Genomic DNA, 13161 nt, shown 5'->3' on the forward strand with positions numbered 1-13161 from the left:
TTGGGGATGGTCCTGGTACTGGGCCTGAATCCGCTGGCGCTGGCGATTGCTGCAGAGAATGGCAACGGCACGCTGCAACTGGGCAACATCGAGATCACCGGCAAGGACAGCGCCAGCAGCGTGAGCGCACCCGGTGTCACCACCCTCGGCAAGATGCCGCTCAAGCTGCGCGAGACGCCGCAGTCGGTGAGCGTGATCGACCGCGAGCGCATCGAGCAGCAGAACCTGTTCAGCCTCGACGAAGTGATGCAGCAAGCCACCGGTGTCACCGTGCAGCCGTTCCAGCTGCTGACCACTGCTTATTACGTACGCGGCTTCAAGGTCAATTCGTTCGAGCTCGATGGCGTGCCGGCGTTGCTCGGCGACACCGCCAGCTCACCGCAGGACATGGCGGTGTACGAACGGGTCGAGATCCTGCGGGGCTCCAACGGCTTGCTACACGGCAGCGGCAACCCGGCAGCCACCGTCAACCTGGTGCGCAAGCGTCCGCAAAAGGAATTTGCCGCCAGCACCACCTTGAGCGGCGGCAGTTGGGACCGTTACCGCGGCGAGGTCGATGTCGGCGGGCCGTTGACCGAGTCTGGCAATGTGCGCGGGCGCATGGTCGCGGCCTACGAGGATCGTGATTACTTCTACGACATTGGCAAGCAAGACACCCAGCTGCTGTACGGCATCAGCGAATTCGACCTGAGCCCGGACACCCTGCTGACCCTGGGCGCGCAGTACCAGACCATCGACTCGGTGACCAACATGGCCGGGGTGCCGATGGCCAAGGACGGCTCGAGCCTGAACCTGCCGCGCTCAACTTACCTGGATGTCGACTGGGACCGCTTCAAGTGGACCACGCGGCGGGTGTTCGGCTCGCTCGAGCAGCAACTGGACTACGGCTGGAAAGCCAAGATCGCCGCCGAATACCAGGACGCCGACTCCAGCCTGCGTTATGCCGGCGCTTACGGTGCAATCGATCCAGCCACCGGTGACGGCGGCCATCTGATGGGCGCGGCCTACAAGTTCGAGAGCACCCAGAAGAGCGTCGATGCCTCGGTCAACGGGCCGTTCTCGCTGTTCGGGCGCAGCCATGAATTGCTGCTGGGCAGCAACTACAGCCAGGGTGAAACCGAGCAGCGCACGGCGAACTTCACCACGCCGTTGAACGTGCCGGTCAACGTCTATCGCTGGGACCCGCACAGCGTGCCCAAGCCGGGCATCGGTGCCTACACCTCGCCGGGCTCGACCACCACCACCTCCAAGGGCGTCTACGCGCTGACCCGCTTCAAGCTGTTCGATCCGCTGACCCTGGTGGTCGGTGCCCGGGCCAGCTGGTGGGACCAGGATGCACCGGGTGATCACTTCAAGCCCGGGCGCGAGATCACCCCGTACGGCGGGCTGATCTGGGACTTCGCTCAGGACTGGTCGTGGTACGCCAGTTATGCCGAGGTGTTCCAGCCGCAAACCGGGCAGACCTGGAGCGGTGAGCTGCTCAAACCGGTGGAAGGCAAGACCTACGAAACCGGGATCAAGGGCGAGTTGCTGGAGGGCCGCCTGAACGTGTCGCTGGCGGCGTTCCGTATCGACCTTGAGAACAATCCGCAGGTCGACCCCGAACACCCCGGCGCCGGCCCCAACACCTACTACATCAGCGGCGGCAAGGTGCGCAGCCAGGGCTTCGAGCTGGAAAGCACCGGCTACATTACCCCGGACTGGAGCCTGTTCGCCGGCTACACCTACACCACCACCGAGTACCTCAAGGACACCCGCAGCAACTCCGGCGAGCGCTATGCCGAGTTCACCCCGCGGCACATGCTGCGCCTGTGGAGCCAGTACGAGCTGCCATGGCAGGAGCGGCGCTGGAGCGTCGGTGCCGGGGTGCAGGCGCAGAGCGATTTTTCTGCGCAGTCGGGCAGCGTGTCAATGGAGCAGGGCGGTTATGCGTTGCTCAATGCGCGGGTTGCCTATCGCATCGACGAGCACTGGACCGCTTCGCTCAACGGCAACAACCTGGCCGACCGCAAGTACTACCAGAGCCTGTCCAACCCCAACTGGAACAACCGCTATGGGGAGCCGCGCAGCCTCAACATGACCTTGCGAGGCACGTTCTGATGGCAAGCCCGGGCCTTGGGCAGCCCCTGTTTTTTCTACACGTACGGCACGGGCTGCCGACGCTAACGCTATCTGATTGGAGACTCGCATGCTGGACCTGTTGAAACACTGGCGCATGGTGCTGACCTTCGCCCTGTTGTACCTGTCTCAGGGCATTTGCTTTGGCATCGCCATGGACGCCTTGCCAACCCTGTTGCGCCACGATGGCGCGGCCCTCGATGCCCTGGCCTTCCTGCCGCTGGTGGGCCTGCCATGGGTGGTGAAGTTCGTCTGGGCGCCGCAGGTCGACAACCACTGGAGCCCACCCCTCGGGCGGCGGCGCAGCTGGATCATGCCGATGCAGATCCTGGTGCTGCTGTGCCTGGTGACCCTGGCGAGGATCGGCCTGAGCGTCGACACCGCCGGCTGGGCCGTGGGCTTGTTGATTCTTGCCTCGTTCGCCAGCGCCACCCAGGACATCGCCACCGACGGCATGGCCGCCGAGTATTTCAGCGACAACATGCTGGCCCGGATCAACGCCATCCAGGTCGGCGGCACCATGTTCGGCTTCTTTGTCGGCGGTGCCGGGGCGCTGTTGCTCAGCGGCCACTTCGGGCAAACCACGGCCTTTGGCCTGTTGGCGCTGGTGCCGTTGGCCAGCCTGTGCTGCGTAGCCTGGCTGCACGTGGCTCCGGCCCAAGAAAAACAACCCGACGTCGCCCATGCCAGTCTGTTGCGCTTCATCAAGCGCCCCGGGGCGCTGTCGCTGGTGGTGCTGGCGTTGCTCTCGGCAATGACCGCGGTTTCTGGCTTTGGCCTGTCGAAACTGTTCCTCAACGATGCCGGCTGGTCGTTGCAGGCCATCGGCCAACTGGGCATGAGCGGCGGTGTGGTGACCATCGTCCTCGGGTGCGGCGGCGGTGCCTGGTTGATCCGCGTGCTGGGCTTGTGGCCGGCGTTCATGCTGGCGGTGGCCATGGCCGGGGTGGCGGCGCTGATCTGGCTGCTGCAGGCCAGCGGGGCAGTAGCGACCCAGGTCGAGCTGATCTGGCTGGCGGTAGGTCTGGGCTCGTTTGCCACCGGCGCGACCTCAGTGGCAATCATGACCGCCTCGATGGCCTTCGCCGGGCAAAGCGACCAGGCCGGCACCGACATGACCGCCGTGCAAAGCACCCGCGACCTCGGCGAGATGTTGTCGTCGTCGCTGTTGCTGGGGCTGACCGCGCAGGTCGGTTACAGCGGCGGGTTCCTCACCGGGGCGCTGATGGCGGTGGTGGCGTTGCTGGTGGCGCTGAATCTGGCGCGGTATCGGGTTATTGCGCAGTAGGGGCGCGCGTGCGCTCGAGCACGCTCTCTCGGTGAAGATGGGCTGTTCCGTTGATGGTACTGGCAGATTGCTGCTATGTTGAGGCGCCGGGATCCCCCCTCTCACGCGCTGTTGGGACAGCCAGTTTTTGTTAAGGCGAAAGGTCTATGTTAAGGGTCGGCGATTTTAATGAGTTCTGCTCATTGAAGAGAGTTTTTGTTGACGGGAAAATCGAAAAGCTCAAGCTGAATAATTTCTTGACCCGCGTTGATCTGAAGATCATGGCGGAGGATGACTGTCTGGTTTTTCTCGATGATAGTCTTTTAGGGTTGTGGGGCGAGGGGGTTCTTTTTACAAAAAATTATCTGGTGTATAACCTGCTGGGCGAGCGCGGGCGTATTCCGCTTTGCAGTATTTCAAATATCGAATTCGTGGGCTCGGACGTTGTGATAAACACATCGCTCGCGTTGACCTTTAGGAAGATTTCCCTTGGCCTGGTTTTTGATGTTTTCAGGGTGGTGTATGCCTCGTTGAAAAGGAATGATGCGTCCCTCATTGATGTGAGTAATCATGTCGGCGGAAGAGGGATCATCAGCAATATTTCGCTGAAAGATGAGGTGGTAGGTTTTTTTCTTTTTGTTAAGGCAAATGAAAACAAAGAGAAAATTGTAGCGCTTATAGGGGAGCATAATGTTAAGGATAAGGAGCACATTCGCGAGTTCATCGTCCATGATGAGAACTTGAAGGCGCTGTCATCGGCCCTGGTAGGGTGTTCGGGGCTGGAGGGCGATGAGCTCGCAAAAACCACCGATTTCTTTTACATGGCGTTCAAATACTATTCGTCATTTTTCTATGATGAGTTGAACTATTACAAAGAAGATGTGGCGCGGGCCGAAGCCCGGGAGCTGGAATTGCGGCGCAAGGAAGATCTTGCGAGAAGTAAAGCAAAGGCCGAAGCGGACGCAGCAGCAAGGGCTTCAAGGGTATGCTCATTTGTCAATGTGTTCGCCGTCAAGGGCGAACCTGCGTCGGAATTCATGGATGCCTTTTTGTCAGTGGTAAATGGCTATTCCAGAAAATACCAGATGAACGAGTCTGCGTATTGGTTTGTCTTCACTGCTCATCTTGATTTTTATCTTTATACCCTGGCGACCCGCAAGCTGTTGCAAGCGTCTGGACTGAACCAGGTTTTCCTTGCGCCCTTTGTCTTTTTGCTTGAGGGTAACAAGGACCGGATGCAGGAATTGTCGGGTTTGATGAATGACGAGGTGGTCAAGGACTCGCTGATGAGCATAATGATCCTGATGGCTAACCAGAAGGCCGGGGATAAAGAGGGTAACTTTAATTTTCTCTATGAGAAGATTTTGCTGTGTGAAGAAGACATATCGGAAGGCGAATTTATGCAGGGCCTTAACGTTGTCAAGAAGATAACTGAAAGGCTGGTGCTTGAGGTTTTGCGACCTGAGATGGAACGGTCCGCAGGAATAGATAACTTATTCTGATGAATTACCCCTTGCAAGCAGGGGGATGCTTGCCTGCTATTTACCCTGTTTGTTGCCAGATTGCGAAACCGGCACCGAGGATTGCCCCGCGATTCGCTTGACCAGTGCCGCATGACCGCTGGCTCCGTCGCTGCGGGAAATGACCTGGATGACCGCCATGCGCTCGCCGGAACCCGCGATAAAGGTGCTGTTCAGGGTTTTGCCGCCACCCAGGGTCGCCGTGCTGTCGATCTGTCGCACGCCCAGGCCGTTGCGGTTTAGGCGCGCTTCGCCGGTTTGTCTAAAGTCTGGCAGCGCGGCGCTCTGGCGGTCGACGAAACCGGTGACGGCGCCGTCGAGGAAGGCGTCGTCGTTGTCACCGGGGCGAGACGCTTCGGGAAGCGGTTTTTCGATCACCATGACCACGCGCTTTTGTTGCGCATTGGCATACAGGGTGCCCACGGCGCCGGCGCCTTCGCTGCTCTGTTCATCGGCGCTCAGGGGGCTGGCGACGAAGCCTGCCGGCAGGGTGAAACCGAACTTGCCGCCGAGCACCGCGACCTGTACTTCAGGTTTCGGCTGGGTGGTGGGTTTGCTCGCGGCATGCAGATTCGGCAGCGCCAACAGGCCGACGACGGCCAGGGTCAGCGTCAGGGTTGTTTTGTTGAACATCGACATACAGCCTCTCATGGGGCGTGGGCCGGGGCAGGGTGGATATGCTCACATAAACCTGCATGCTCGGTAAGCCCCGGGTTTGCCGTCGGCCAGACGGTCATGGCAGATCGCCTTGAGGGCGCTATCGTTGCTTGTCTAAACAGCAACTACCGACCGAGGGCGGTGCCATGAACACCAGTGATCTACTCGAACAGCTGCTTCGGGCCGGGCAGGGCTCGCAAGCGCAACAAAGAAGCAGCGGCAGGTCCGCGCAAGACGGCCTGGGCGGTCTGGGCGGCTTGCTGGGCGGTCTGCTTGGCGGCGGCAGGGCTCCGGCTGGCGGCGGTGGCCTGGGTGGTTTGCTGGGCGGGCTGTTGGGTGGCAGCGCTGGCGGCTCTGCCCAGGGGCGCTCCGCTGGTGGTACCAATTACGCGGCCCTGGCGTCGTTGGGCATGATGGCGTTCCAGGCCTATCAAAGCTGGCAGCGCAGCCAGGCGGCAGCCCCGCAACAGGCGCTGCGGACCGTCGATCAATTGTCCGGCGCCGAGGCCGAGGGCCACAGTCATGCCATCTTGCGCGCGCTGATTGCGGCAGCCAAGGCTGATGGTCGTATCGACCCGCAAGAACAAGCGTTGATTTACGCTGAAATCAAACGTCACACCAACGACCCGCAACTGCAGCAATGGCTGGATGAGGAAGTCAGCAAGCCACTGAATGCTGCTGAGGTGGCGCAGTCGGCCCAGGACCCGGCCATGGCCGCGGAAATGTACCTGGCCAGTGTGATGCTGGTGGATGACCAGCAGGATGCAGAGCGGGCTTACCTTGACGAACTGGCCGGCGCCCTGCAGATCGATCCGGCCTTGCAGGTGCACCTGGAACAGCAAGCCAAGGGAGACGCCTGACGGCGCTCAACTGATGAAAATGATCTTCGACACCAGCTCTGCGCTGTTCTTGGCCTGAAGCTTCTTCATCAGCCGGGCGCGATGGACTTCCACGGTGCGGTGGGAAATGTCCAGCTTGCGCGCGATTTCCTTGCAGGTCAGGCCGTTGACGATATGCAGCGAGATCTCGCGTTCGCGCGGGGTCAGCTGGATGGTCGGCGCCGGCTGGCGGTCCAGGCGTTCGAAATGCCAGACCATCAGCTTGAACGGGTCCTCGACCGTCAGCGAAAAACCATGGGCCCGTGCCCAGAACACCTCGCCATTACGATGCTGCATGAAGCGCTCGTCGGAGTAAAACGCGCCGGGGCCGTTGCGCAGCCAGTGCTCGCTGCGTTCACCAATGCTCTGATAGTCGGCGTGGGAGGGGTACAGCAACAGGGTCAGGTTGCCTTGCAAATGCTCGCGCTCGTAGCCGAACAGGCGCACGAAGGCCTGGTTGCAGTCGAGCATGCGCCGATGGCCGGTGATCATCTGCGGCGCAGGGGAAACCTGGAAGGCCAGGCGCTCGAGGTCCTGGAAGTGCTGGGTGTGTGCGGTCATCGGGCATCCTGCCTCGGATTAATCGGCGCGCCACCTCGGGTACTACTTACTGGCGTAAGTAGTTGCCCCAACTAGCGTGGGATTCGGGCGCTGAATCATTGTATGGAATACGCGCTTCAAGGACAGAAGAAAATCACCATGACTCATGATTCCGTATCTATTGTCGCGGCTGCCCACAGCCCTTTCGGTCGCCTGGACGGCCTCAACCTCGAAGACCTGATCGTCAAGGTTACCCGCGAAGCCCTGGCAGACGCCGAGATCGACGCCGGCGAGATCGACGCACTGTTTCTCGGGCACTTCAACTCAGGCCTGGTGGCCGACGGCTTTCCTGCCTCGCTGATGCTCCAGGCCGACCCGCAATTGCGCTTCAAGCCCGCCACCCGCTGCGAGAACGCCTGCGCCTCGGGCTCGGCGGCGATCCAGGCCGGCATCAACGCCATCCGCAGCGGCGCCGCCGACCTGGTGCTGGTGGTCGGCGCCGAGAAAATGACCGGCAACAGCACCGTCGAAGTCACCCGCGCCCTGGCCGGTGCCGGCTACCAGAACGCCCTGCAGGAGGCCGGCCTGAGCTTCGCCCAGCTGTTCGGCCAGGTGGCGCAACAGTACGCCGAGCGCTACCACAGCCCCTTGGCCTCGATGGCCGCGATCGCGGTGAAGAACCACGCCAATGCCATGGCCAACCCCTTGGCGCAGATGCACCGGCTGATGGACTTCGAGCACTGCAACAATGTTTCCTCGGGCAACCCGCTGATTGCACCGCCCCTGCGCCTGACCGACTGTTCGCTGATCAGTGACGGCGCGGCGGCAATCATCCTCGCCTCGCCGCAGCGTGCGCGCTCGATGCGCCGCCAGGTGGCGATTCGCGCCATGACCCAGGTCAACGACTTCCTGCCTTTGTCGCGCCGTGACGTGCTGGCCTTCGAGGGGCCGCACCGGGCGATCCAGGGCGCTCTGCGCGAGGCGGGCGTGACGCTCGGCGATTTGAATTTCGCCGAAGTCCATGACTGCTTCACCATCGCCGAACTGCTGATCTACGAAGCCATGGGCCTGGTCCCGCGCGGTGAAGGGCACCGCGCCCTCGATGACGGTATCGTGCGCCAGGGCGGGCGCCTGCCGGTCAACCTGTCCGGCGGGCTCAAGGCCAAGGGCCATCCAGTGGGGGCCACCGGCGTGTCGATGCATGCCCTGGGCTTTGCCCAACTGACCGGCGAACCCATTGGCCTGGGCGTGCCCGGTGCCGAGTTCGGCTTGCTGTTCAACATGGGCGGCATGGCGGTAGCCAACTACGCCAGCGTCCTGCAAGCGATCAAGGCCTGAGAATGAACATCGCCCATTGGCTGCGCGATGCGGCCCAGCGCTGGCCGCAGCGCCCGGCGCTGTTCGAGGGGCCGCGCCAGGTCGCCGACTACCAGGCGTTCGCCGCCCAGGCCCGGGCCCGCGCCGTGCAACTGCGCGAGCAGTACGGCATCGCCCCTGGCGAGCGGGTGGCGCTGCTGATGAAAAACAGTTGCGCGTATCTGGAGCTGTTGTATGCCATCTGGTGGAGCGGCGCGGTGGCGGTGCCGATCAACAGCAAGCTGCACGCCCTGGAAGCCGCCTGGATTGCCGCCAATGCCGGGGCGCGGCTGGTCTACACCGACGACGGCCGGGTGTTCGACAGCGCCACCTTGCCGGTCGGCTGCCGCGAACTGGCGGCGCACGCGCCGAGCCAGCAAGGCCCGTTGGCGGATGATCAACTGCCCGAACCGTATCCGCGCCAGGACAGCGACCTCGCCTGGCTGTTCTACACCTCCGGCACCACCGGGCGCTCCAAGGGTGTGATGCTGTCCCATGGCAATTTGATCGCCATGTCCCTGTGCTATCCACTGGACGTCGATGCGGTGGCCGCTGGTGACGCGGTGGTGTACGCCGCGCCGATGTCCCATGGCGCCGGCCTGTACAACTTCATTCATGTGCGCTGTGGCGCCCGCCACGTGGTGCCGGCGTCGCGCGGCTTCCAGGCGGCGGAGCTGTTTGAACTTGCGCAGCAACTGGGCCAGGTCAGCCTGTTTGCCGCGCCGACCATGGTCAAGCGCATGGTCGACCAAGCCCGGCTGCAAGGTTATGGCGGCGAAGGGATCAAGACCATCGTCTACGGCGGTGGGCCGATGTACCTGGCTGACCTCAGCCAGGCCCTGGACACCTTCGGCCCGCGCCTGGTGCAGATCTACGGCCAGGGCGAATGCCCGATGACCATCAGCGCGCTGTCGCGCCAGGCCATCGCCGACTGCCAGCAAGCCGACTGGCCGCTGATCGCCGCCTCGGTGGGACGTGCCCACGCCTGCGTCGAGGTGCGTGTGGTAGATGGTCAAGGCCAGCCCCTGGCCCCTGGCGAACCTGGGCAAATCGTTGTGCGCGGGCCGGTGGTGATGCAGGGTTACTGGGATAATCCCGACGCCACCGCCGAGGCGCTCAAGGACGGTTGGCTACTCACTGGCGACATCGGTTTTCTCGATCAGCAGGGCTACCTGACCCTCACCGATCGTTGCAAGGATGTGATCATCTCCGGCGGCAGCAACATCTACCCACGCGAAGTCGAGGAAGTGCTGATGCAGCACCCCGAAGTGTTCGAGGTGTGCGTAGTCGGCGAGGCCGATGCCGAGTGGGGCGAATCGGTGGTAGCCTTTGTGGTCTTGCGTTCGCCCCCGAGCCTCGATGCGCAGGCCCTCAACCAGTGGTTTCTGGCGCGCATGGCCTCGTTCAAAAAACCGAAAAAATTTGTGTTTTGCCCCGAGCTGCCGAAGAACAGCTATGGCAAGATTCTCAAGACCCGTTTGCGCCAGTGGTTGCAGGATCCCACGGGGCCTTTGCTCGACCTCTGAACCGCAGCATTAATGGATAGCACTATGACAGGAGTCCCCACTATGGGTGTGCCAGCTTCCAACCCCCAGCGCCAGCGGCGCCGGGCCTTTATCGGCGCCACGTCCGGCCATTTGATCGAGTGGTACGACTATGGCGTCTACGGCTTTCTGGCCGTGTACATCGGCAAGGCCTTTTTCGTTTCTGACGATCCCACCAGCAGCCTGCTGGCAAGCTTTGCAGCCTTTGCCCTGAGCTTCTTCATCCGGCCCCTGGGCGGGCTGTTCTTTGGCCCTCTGGCCGACAAGATCGGCCGGCGCAAAACCCTGATCACCGTGCTGGTGATGATGGCCGGCTCGACCTTCCTGCTCGGCCTGTTGCCGACCTACGCCAGCATCGGCATTGCCGCACCGATAATTCTCGTGCTGATCCGCTGCGTGCAGGGCTTCTCGGCCGGTGGCGAGATCGGCACCATCACCAGCTTCATTTCCGAATACGCCGGCCCCGGCCGCCGCGGCTTTGCTACCTGCTGGCTGATGGTTACCGCGGTGCTCGGCCTGCTGCTGGGCGGCGCCGTGGCCAACGGCATGACCTGGGCGTTGGGCGCCGAGCTGATGCAGGAGTGGGGCTGGCGCATCCCGTTTTTGATCGCAGGGCCCCTGGGCTTTATCTCGATGTACATCCGCCTGAAGCTTGAAGACAGCCCGGAGTTTCTTGCCCTGGTCGAGGCCGGGCAGACCTCCAAGGCGCCGCTGCGCGAGGTCTGGCAGTGGAAGCGGGCGATTGCCCTGGTGTTTTTCATCATCACCCTGCACAGCTCGATCTTCTACCTGGTGCTGACCTTCGCCTCGACCTACATGTCCAACACCCTCAAGTTCGACAGCGGCACCACCTTGCTCTACGTCTTCGTCGCCAGCCTCTCGGCGGCGCTGGTCATGCCCCTGGGCGGCGCCTTCACCGATCGTTACGGGCGCAAGCCGTTCCTGATGGTGATCGGCACCCTGGCGACCCTGGCCATGTACTGGTTCTTCAAGAGCGCGCCTGGCGCAACGCCGGCCACCTTGTTCTGGCCGCTAATGGCCGTGGCCATCCTGTTCGGGCTGTACGCGTCCTCGACCTACGCCTTGATGAGCGAACTGCTGCCAACCCGCATCCGCTCCACCGGCATCGCCGTGGCCTATAACATTCCGGTGGCGGTGTTCGGCGGCAGTGCGCCGCTGATTTCCACCTGGCTGATCAAGGTGACCGGCGACATCACTGCGCCCTGGTATTTCTATGTGGGCACCGGGTTGGCGTCGTTGCTGGCGTTGGTGGTGTTGCGCAAGGAGGATTTTGTCGCGGGCGGGCATGCGGTTGGCAAGGAGGGGGTAGCTCAGGAGTTTTCTGCTTCGGGCGCACGCAACGCCTTGCTGTAGTAGCCGGACGAATCGAAACAGCACACCTGCTTCTTGCCGGATGCAAGCATATCGCAGGCATCGCTTATGCGTTTTGCCCGGGTCTTGAGTTGCTTGGCTGAAGTGATCCAGTGGATCCAGTCGACGCGTGCGAGGGTGGTCGTACTGTTCCAGACTTCACGCGCCTCGGCAGCGCTGGCGAGGGCCTGCTGAAAGTCGGCCGGGATGTCGGGCTCGGGCTCCTTCTTCACAGGAGTGAGCTCCAGTGTAACGACATCCCCCACGGCCGCGCCTGCGGCTTCGAGCAAGGCGCTGTTCACCTGCAGCCAGTGGCTCAGTTGGCCATCGGGCTCAAGCGTTGCCTGGAACGGGTGGCCGTTGATTGTGCCTTCAACGGTCGTCCGGCCGCGCCTGGGAAGCTGTTCGCTTGCCTCCCTTGGCAGGACGACGAATGCCCACGAGGTATCGTCGCCAGGCTTTGCCGGGCGAAGAAGCTTTGCTTTGAAGCGGGATTTCACAGCGATTGTTGTCATTGCCACGCCTTGCTGTCCACTCACTGTCGCGTGCAAACGCGACAGTGAGAATAGATTCAGTACAGACGGTCTAGCTATTGGCCACGGGTCTGTCCAGTGGCTAGGCGGGTTGGGCTGCCAGGCGATTGCTGACGTTCCGCCCCAGCACCAGCACCGTGACGAAACCGCAGCCCACCAGGGCCGTGGCCAGGCTCAACAGCACCGAGCTGCCCAGCTGGTCGACGATCTGCCCGCCGAAGAACGAGCCCAACGCGATGATCACCTGGAACATGGCGACAAACAGCGGCATGCCGCGCTCGACATCCTTGGGTGCGACGACAAACATCCAGATGCTGGCGCAGGCCGGGAAGGCGCCGAAGGCGAAGCCCCAGAGCGCGATCAGCATCGCTGCACCGGTCATGCCGGTGGCGAAGTAGGGGAACAGCGCGGTGCTGATGGCGATCATCAGGGCGACCAGCATCAGGGTGTGACGCACGCTGCGGTTGGCGGCGAAACCGGCAAAGATATTGCCCGCCACCCCGGCCACGCCATACAGCAGCAACAGTGAGCCAATGGTCGGCCCATCGAAGCCGGCACTCTGTTTGAAGAACGGTGCGACATAGGTGTACGCGGCAAAGTGCGCCAGGCCAATCAGCAGTACCGCAATCAAGCCAACCCGGGCTTGTGGGTTGATAAACAGGGCCGGCAGGTCACTGATGCGAATCGCCTTGTCGGGGTTGAGCCGCGGCAGCAGGAAGACCTGCGCCAGCAGCACTGGTACACCCACCAGCGCGGTGACCAGGAAGGTCATGCGCCAGCCCATCAAGCCACTCAGCCAGGTGCCGACGGGCACGCCCAGTACGGTGGCCAGGGTTACCCCGACCATGATGATCGAAGTGGCCTGGGCCACGCCCACGCCCTTGGGCGCCAGGCGGCCGCTAAGGGCAATCGCCGTCGCCCAGAAACCGCCGATACTCACGCCCAGCAGAACGCGGCCGAACAGCAGCAGACTGAAGTCGCTGGCGTAGGCCACCACAGCGTTGGCGATGATCATGATCAGCGTCAGGCCGATCAGCAGATAACGGCGGTCCAGCGCGCCAATACCCACCGACAGCAAAGGCGCGGCGAGGGCAGCCATTATGCCGGGCAGGGTAACCATCAGGCCGGCCTGGCCGGCACTGATGCCCAGGTCGCTGGCGACATCGTTGAGCACGCCCACCGGCAGAAACTCACTGGTTACGAGGGCGAAGGCGCCTACGGCGACCGAGAGAATCGCCAGCCACTGCTGTTTGACGCTCTGTTGATTATGTTCGGGAAGGCCGTGACGGCCTTGGCTTGCGCTTGGCATGGTGCGGGGTTCCAAGGGGGGATATCGCCTGGGGCAGGCGGGGGGAGCGGGGAAAATCTGTGGGCGAT

At 62.5% G+C, this 13161-nt stretch carries 11 protein-coding genes; 7 read left to right on the forward strand and 4 right to left on the reverse strand.

Features of this window, described 5'->3' with window-relative positions; translation table 11 throughout:
* The first annotated feature begins 6 nt into the window (after positions 1-6).
* The 3 genes from ABIE20_RS20630 to ABIE20_RS20640 all read left to right on the forward strand — a co-directional run bounded on the left by ABIE20_RS20630 (position 7) and on the right by ABIE20_RS20640 (position 4887).
* Positions 7-2100 (forward strand): TonB-dependent siderophore receptor, encoded by a 2094-nt coding sequence (locus ABIE20_RS20630; RefSeq protein ID WP_429506970.1) that lies wholly within the window; start codon positions 7-9, stop codon positions 2098-2100.
* Positions 2101-2188: 88 nt separating this feature from the next.
* Positions 2189-3406 (forward strand): RhtX/FptX family siderophore transporter, encoded by a 1218-nt coding sequence (locus ABIE20_RS20635; RefSeq protein WP_429506972.1) that lies wholly within the window; start codon positions 2189-2191, stop codon positions 3404-3406.
* Positions 3407-3552: 146 nt separating this feature from the next.
* Positions 3553-4887 (forward strand): hypothetical protein, encoded by a 1335-nt coding sequence (locus ABIE20_RS20640; RefSeq protein WP_429506973.1) that lies wholly within the window; start codon positions 3553-3555, stop codon positions 4885-4887.
* A gap of 36 nt (positions 4888-4923) precedes the next feature.
* On the opposite strand, the gene ABIE20_RS20645 is transcribed toward ABIE20_RS20640, so the two are convergent.
* The gene (locus ABIE20_RS20645) at positions 4924-5544 is read right to left on the reverse strand and encodes a hypothetical protein (protein WP_429506975.1); all 621 of its coding nucleotides are present in this window, start codon (positions 5542-5544) and stop codon (positions 4924-4926) included.
* Between the two features lie 164 nt (positions 5545-5708).
* Between ABIE20_RS20645 and ABIE20_RS20650 the strand changes: the two genes are divergently transcribed.
* The gene (locus ABIE20_RS20650) at positions 5709-6422 is read left to right on the forward strand and encodes a tellurite resistance TerB family protein (RefSeq protein WP_429506976.1); all 714 of its coding nucleotides are present in this window, start codon (positions 5709-5711) and stop codon (positions 6420-6422) included.
* A gap of 6 nt (positions 6423-6428) precedes the next feature.
* Here the strand turns inward: ABIE20_RS20650 and ABIE20_RS20655 are convergent, their stop codons facing one another.
* Entirely contained in the window at positions 6429-7001 is a 573-nt protein-coding gene (locus tag ABIE20_RS20655) for a LuxR C-terminal-related transcriptional regulator (protein ID WP_429506978.1), read from the reverse strand.
* Between the two features lie 138 nt (positions 7002-7139).
* On the opposite strand from ABIE20_RS20655, the gene ABIE20_RS20660 reads away from it, so the two are divergent.
* From ABIE20_RS20660 to ABIE20_RS20670, 3 genes are read left to right on the forward strand one after another with little or no spacing between them, the layout of a single operon-like run.
* Complete coding sequence (locus ABIE20_RS20660) at positions 7140-8318, forward strand: acetyl-CoA acetyltransferase (protein ID WP_429506979.1); 1179 nt, start codon at positions 7140-7142, stop codon at positions 8316-8318.
* A gap of 2 nt (positions 8319-8320) precedes the next feature.
* A complete protein-coding gene (locus ABIE20_RS20665; RefSeq protein ID WP_429506981.1) occupies positions 8321-9862 on the forward strand; it encodes a class I adenylate-forming enzyme family protein in 1542 nt (513 codons plus the stop codon).
* 42 nt (positions 9863-9904) lie between these two features.
* A complete protein-coding gene (locus tag ABIE20_RS20670; protein ID WP_429506982.1) occupies positions 9905-11254 on the forward strand; it encodes an MFS transporter in 1350 nt (449 codons plus the stop codon).
* Here ABIE20_RS20670 and ABIE20_RS20675 read toward each other — a convergent pair.
* Both ABIE20_RS20675 and ABIE20_RS20680 read right to left on the reverse strand, forming a co-directional pair.
* Positions 11212-11766, reverse strand: a complete 555-nt coding sequence (locus tag ABIE20_RS20675; protein ID WP_429506983.1) for a YdeI/OmpD-associated family protein — start codon at positions 11764-11766, stop codon at positions 11212-11214. The genes ABIE20_RS20670 and ABIE20_RS20675 overlap by 43 nt on opposite strands.
* Positions 11767-11866: 100 nt before the next feature.
* Positions 11867-13093, reverse strand: a complete 1227-nt coding sequence (locus ABIE20_RS20680) for an MFS transporter (protein ID WP_123566187.1) — start codon at positions 13091-13093, stop codon at positions 11867-11869.
* Positions 13094-13161 lie beyond the last annotated feature (68 nt).

The organism is Pseudomonas sp. 2835, from assembly GCF_050435905.1.
Taxonomy (GTDB): Bacteria; Pseudomonadota; Gammaproteobacteria; order Pseudomonadales; family Pseudomonadaceae; genus Aquipseudomonas.

What these genes read in the sequence shown, in the direction of transcription:
- ABIE20_RS20630 (WP_429506970.1), top strand. Translation starts at nt 7, where the DNA reads ATGGTCCTGGTACTGGGCCTGAATCCGCTGGCGCTGGCGATTGCTGCA.
- ABIE20_RS20645 (WP_429506975.1), bottom strand. Translation starts at nt 5,544, where the DNA reads ATGTCGATGTTCAACAAAACAACCCTGACGCTGACCCTGGCCGTCGTC.
- ABIE20_RS20640 (WP_429506973.1), top strand. Translation starts at nt 3,553, where the DNA reads ATGTTAAGGGTCGGCGATTTTAATGAGTTCTGCTCATTGAAGAGAGTT.
- ABIE20_RS20680 (WP_123566187.1), bottom strand. Translation starts at nt 13,093, where the DNA reads ATGCCAAGCGCAAGCCAAGGCCGTCACGGCCTTCCCGAACATAATCAA.
- ABIE20_RS20675 (WP_429506983.1), bottom strand. Translation starts at nt 11,766, where the DNA reads ATGACAACAATCGCTGTGAAATCCCGCTTCAAAGCAAAGCTTCTTCGC.
- ABIE20_RS20665 (WP_429506981.1), top strand. Translation starts at nt 8,321, where the DNA reads ATGAACATCGCCCATTGGCTGCGCGATGCGGCCCAGCGCTGGCCGCAG.
- ABIE20_RS20670 (WP_429506982.1), top strand. Translation starts at nt 9,905, where the DNA reads ATGGGTGTGCCAGCTTCCAACCCCCAGCGCCAGCGGCGCCGGGCCTTT.
- ABIE20_RS20660 (WP_429506979.1), top strand. Translation starts at nt 7,140, where the DNA reads ATGACTCATGATTCCGTATCTATTGTCGCGGCTGCCCACAGCCCTTTC.
- ABIE20_RS20655 (WP_429506978.1), bottom strand. Translation starts at nt 7,001, where the DNA reads ATGACCGCACACACCCAGCACTTCCAGGACCTCGAGCGCCTGGCCTTC.
- ABIE20_RS20635 (WP_429506972.1), top strand. Translation starts at nt 2,189, where the DNA reads ATGCTGGACCTGTTGAAACACTGGCGCATGGTGCTGACCTTCGCCCTG.
- ABIE20_RS20650 (WP_429506976.1), top strand. Translation starts at nt 5,709, where the DNA reads ATGAACACCAGTGATCTACTCGAACAGCTGCTTCGGGCCGGGCAGGGC.